The sequence below is a fragment of the Arsenophonus sp. ENCA genome (genome assembly GCF_002287155.1).
Lineage (GTDB): Bacteria > Pseudomonadota > Gammaproteobacteria > Enterobacterales > Enterobacteriaceae > Arsenophonus > Arsenophonus nilaparvatae.
This window is the reverse complement of record NZ_NHNG01000514.1, coordinates 1-4,917: the sequence shown is the minus strand read 5'-3', so window position 1 is coordinate 4,917 and position 4,917 is coordinate 1. Positions and strand designations below refer to the sequence as shown.

Below are 4,917 nucleotides of genomic sequence, written 5' to 3'. Positions count from 1 at the left end.
GCCATTGCAAAGCTTTCACTTTGTGCCAACGACTTTCCTTCACTGCCTTCACGATACGCACTTGTAGCTTTCTCACTTCTCGACGACAATGATACCAGTTAATTTGGCTCCATTGCGTTGTACAGTGAGCAGGTGCACCCATGTTGTACCTGATGGTCATTTGCGATTCCTGCTTTTAAAAGTTCTACCAATATTCTCGTGATGAGAGACCAAGTGGAAGTCAGCCCGCTTTCGCGTGGGTTGATGTTGCGTGTCTGCTCAAACCCTATTCGTTCTATTACAGAACGGCCTTCGCTTTTTCCACCATCCTTTACCCGCACCACCAACAGCATCCCTTGCGGTTTACCTGCCTAAGAGGCGGAGATACGGGCTTACCATGTTCCACTCAGAAAACACAATGGGTTAGGTTCTGTCTACTTCGCCGATAGCTTACTTTGTCCGTGTATTCCCAGCTTCAAAAGGAATATCCAGCTACTTTGCCTTTTGGCCACAGCCTGTCAGTACCTTTGGCTGTTTTTAGATGACGACGTTTATTTAACAGTTCACATAAGTTAACCATACCATCAAGCCTAGCGTGCAAGCCGTATTGGTACTCACAGCTCTTACTACATTGTCCCAACCGCTTCAGACCAGTTAGTTACCTATCTCGCCTGGGTTAGTAGGCTACCGTTGACGGAACAACGGGCTTTGTCAGTGTGTTATTCTACAAGCAAAGCAATTCTCTAAGCGACTTCATGTCGCACTAAAGTGATCTAGCCATTTGCCATCAACGATAAAACCAATTGTTTTGAAATTGTGAATTAACTATCATATAAATATATTATAATTATCAATATATTATCACCATGAATGATTTTTTTACATTTATATTAAAAAAATCACTTTACAAATAATAGTGATAACCATTATCATTAAAACACTTTCAGATGAACCTTTCTGGGATCATATGAAAGGACGACATTGCTCACATTGCTTCCAGTGTTTACTTATGCCAGCCTAGCGCTGGCACTTTTTTAACTTTTATCAATTTTTAACATTTTCGCTCAATTTTATCATCGCTGATAATTAATAAAGATTTCATTATAAGGCGAAATGTTTTAATAGACCTCACTTCTTGATTCATATCCTATCCGCTCTAATAGAGCCGCAAGACGATAGAGAAAATTTAAGCAAAATTTTGCCGTTCCTTTTCAGTTCATGAATATTCACAACTAAATAAAAAGTGCATAGCTTTTATTATATTCTATGCACTTTTTATTTTACTATTGACAACTCTTATTGAAAATTACAGCTCAGGGCCAGCTTTCACAAGTGCCGCTCCAACTGGGGTATCAGTATATTTTTCAAAGTTATTAATAAATCGCTTAGCCAAATCTTTAGCTTTAACTTCCCATTGGCTGTTATCTGTATAAGTATGACGAGGATCCAGAATATTGTTATCAACTCCTGGCAAATTGGTAGGTACAGCTAAATTAAAAATGGGTAAATTTATGGTTTCTGCTTTATCTATATCCCCATTTAAGATCGCATCGATAATTGCACGAGTATCTTTGATCGAAATACGTTTAGCCGTTCCATTCCAACCGGTATTAACCAGATATGCTTTTGCACCAGCCGCTTTCATTCTCTTACCTAATACTTCAGCATATTGAGTAGGATGTAATGTCAGAAAAGCCGCGCCAAAACAGGCTGAAAAAGTTGGCGTTGGTTCAGTTATACCGCGTTCAGTGCCCGCTAATTTAGCGGTAAAACCTGACAAAAAGTGGTACTCAGTTTGTTCAGGCGTCAAACAAGATACCGGCGGTAAAACACCAAAGGCATCAGCTGTTAAAAAAATAACTTTTGTCGCATGGCCTGCTTTTGAAATCGGTTTAACAATATTATTAATATGATAAATAGGATAAGAAACGCGAGTATTTTCTGTTTTTGTTCCATCATTAAAATCAACAGAGCCATCAGCCAAAACAGTGACATTTTCTAATAATGCATCGCGTTTGATGGCATGATAAATATCAGGCTCTGCCGCTTCAGACAAATGTATGGTCTTAGCATAACAACCACCTTCAAAATTAAACACACCATCATCATCCCATCCGTGTTCATCATCACCAATTAATTTACGTTTAGGATCGGTCGAAAGAGTTGTTTTTCCTGTGCCAGACAAACCAAAGAAGATAGCCACATCATCTTTTTCACCAACATTAGCGGAGCAATGCATTGACGCAATTCCTTTTAATGGCAGCAAATAATTCATGATCGAAAACAATCCTTTCTTCATTTCACCGCCATACCAAGTACCGCCAATCAGTTGCATACGCTCAGTCAAATTAAACGCCACAAAATTTTCTGAGTTTAAGCCTTGAACCTGCCAGTTGGGATTAGTACATTTTGCGCCATTCATTACAACAAAATCTGGTTGAAAATCAATCAATTCTTGTTCGGTAGGTCGAATAAACATATTTTTGACAAAATGTGCCTGCCAGGCCACTTCGGTAATAAAACGCACTTTCAAACGGGTATCAGCATTTGCGCCGCAAAAAGCGTCAATGATAAATAAACGCTTACCTGACAATTGGTTAGTCACCAAATCTTTTAATGATTGCCAAACCGCTTCGGTCATAGGTTTGTTATCATTTTTTCCTTTACCTTGATCCGCCCACCAAACAGTATCCCTAGAAACGTTATCACGAACGATATACTTATCCTTTGGTGATCTACCAGTAAAAATACCGGTATCAACCGCTACTGCACCTAAGTTGGTTTCAATCCCACGTTCATAGCCTTTTAAAGAAGGTTTTGTTTCTTCTGCAAATAGTTGTTCATATCCCGGGTTATAAACGATTTCAGTTACTTGATGAATACCATATCTAGCCATCTCTTCTGGAGTAATCTTTTTTTTTTGCACTCATTAATTTATGCTCCTAAATGAATATTAACCTTAATTAGGACATATCATAAATTTTTACTCGAAATTAACAGCGATAAAAATCAATAAATTTCATCTAAACTATTTTCTGAACTAAAAATGCGATCTAGAGCACAATCAACTCTACAGTAAAAAAATGTATTTATATCCTTTATTACGGTATAAAATAAGCACTATCAACTCAATGAATTTGCTGTTTTTTAATTCGCTTCAATTCCTCTATATCTTGTTTATTAAACAGATAGACAGCCCCACAAAATTCACATTCAATATCAATTTCACCACGTTCATGCAATATATGCTCAATATCTTCATCAGAAAGAGATAGCAAAATGTTTTCACAACGCTTTTTTGAACAACTGCAATGAAAGGCGACTAGCTGTGGATCATATAATGTCACATCTTCTTCATGATAAAGACGATGAAGAATTTCCTTTGGCTCTAAAGTAAATAGTTCCTCTCCCTTAATCGTAGTGGTTAATTGCACCAGATGATCAAATTGATGCTGACTTTCAATACCAGCAAAGGGCAATACCTGCAATAATATTCCACCAGCAGCAGGCTCACCATTTATTTCACCTGAATGAATAAATAAATGAGTCGGCAACTGTTCTGATTGTTTAAAATAATCATCCAAACATTCCGCTATTGTATTACTTTCCAATGCAACAACACCCTGATAACGCTCACCATTTGTTGGTGTAATTGTGATCACCATATAACCTTGGCCAACCATCTGTTTTAATGATGATTGAGCAGTAACTGAACCTTCAATACGAGCAACACCCCTCATTTGTTGATGATTATTTCCGTTTATTACCAACATTTTTACCGGGCCATCTCCCTGAATTTATATGGTAATATTACCATCAAATTTTAAAGTTGCTGTTAATAAACTAGTGGCAACTAACAATTCACCCAATAATAGATTAACTGCTGACGGATAATCGTGTTGATCGAGTATCTTTTTATAAGTTTCATTAACTGAAACTAGCTCACCACGAACAGCATCATCTTGAAACAAAAAACGGTGTAACTGGTCATGTTTAGACATATTTTCTCTCATTGCTAAAGTTGTCATCAAAATGACTCATTTAAATTTGTATGCTTAAATTTAATCAGGTTACGTCGTTCTTTCTTATCAGGACGACGTTCTGGGTTTGGCATGGTTAATGAATTAGTCTTACGTGCTAAAGCCAATCTTTCTCTATTAACAATACTATCTTGTGTTTCACGATATAACGCTCTTGCTTCTGATGCACCCCGTCGCTGATCGCTAATGGCCAATATTTCTATAGTTCACGAGTTTCGCACCAATAAAAAAACGCTCTATTTTTAAGTTTAATTCAGCATGATATATAAATAGTCAAAACCTTATAAATCAAATACAACTTATTGTAATTTAAGAAAATTTATGTTTTTTAGTAACTTGCAGATTAATCATTGCTTTTAAGCCATTTTTAGAATTTTATATGCCTGTGCGAAACTCGTGACCTCTTTTTATTCTCAATAGCGTGACAAAAAATGCAAGTCTCTATTCAGCAACTAGTTTATTGTATGTTGTAGCCCATCGCCCGCTCAAAACGAGGCTGTCGCAAAAGGGGTGGAATTTTTTTTTTCAACAATATCCCACCGTGCAGATTTTCTCTTTTTCTGATTTTAGTTTGTACAAATAATAGACTGAAAATCATCCATAATATCAGAGCAACCGCTCTTGATAAGTTATAGGCCATTGCATGCAGGGTAAATTCGAGCTTTACCGCTAATAATCCCTTACGCCGGAAACGTTCCAAACCCTGAATTCCCCGCAATGCTGAAAACACAGGTTCAACCATGCTCTTTCGCTGATTCAAGATTTTTTTAGACTCAGGAGTAGCCATATGTAAACGAAGTTCATCTCGCTGTTTATCTTCCGGATAGCGTTTTATTTTCCTTCCATCTTTGGATTGTGTACATTGTTTTTTTTGCTCGCATTGGGCGCAATTAACACA

General features: G+C 37.1%; 4 protein-coding genes and 2 pseudogenes. 1 reads left to right on the top strand and 5 read right to left on the bottom strand.

All coding sequences use genetic code 11. The features are described from left to right. A partial coding sequence (locus CBG25_RS13480) for a reverse transcriptase N-terminal domain-containing protein (protein WP_366212786.1) occupies positions 1–160 on the bottom strand: 160 nt, incomplete at its 3' end. Positions 161–201: 41 nt separating this feature from the next. Between CBG25_RS13480 and CBG25_RS13475 the strand changes: the two genes are divergently transcribed. Further along, entirely contained in the window at positions 202–354 is a 153-nt protein-coding gene (locus CBG25_RS13475) for a hypothetical protein (protein ID WP_290607254.1), read from the top strand. A 931-nt stretch (positions 355–1,285) separates the two neighbouring features. Here CBG25_RS13475 and pckA read toward each other — a convergent pair. From pckA to CBG25_RS13455, 4 genes and pseudogenes are all read right to left on the bottom strand, one after another. Beyond that, the gene (pckA, locus tag CBG25_RS13470) at positions 1,286–2,905 is read right to left on the bottom strand and encodes a phosphoenolpyruvate carboxykinase (ATP) (protein WP_290607252.1); all 1,620 of its coding nucleotides are present in this window, start codon (positions 2,903–2,905) and stop codon (positions 1,286–1,288) included. A 202-nt stretch (positions 2,906–3,107) separates the two neighbouring features. Further along, positions 3,108–3,980 (bottom strand): annotated as a pseudogene (gene hslO / locus CBG25_RS13465) (Hsp33 family molecular chaperone HslO). 26 nt (positions 3,981–4,006) lie between these two features. Continuing rightward, positions 4,007–4,225, bottom strand: a pseudogene (locus CBG25_RS13460) (heat-shock protein); the annotation flags it as partial. Between the two features lie 251 nt (positions 4,226–4,476). Then, a partial coding sequence (locus CBG25_RS13455) for a transposase (RefSeq protein WP_290607250.1) occupies positions 4,477–4,917 on the bottom strand: 441 nt, incomplete at its 5' end.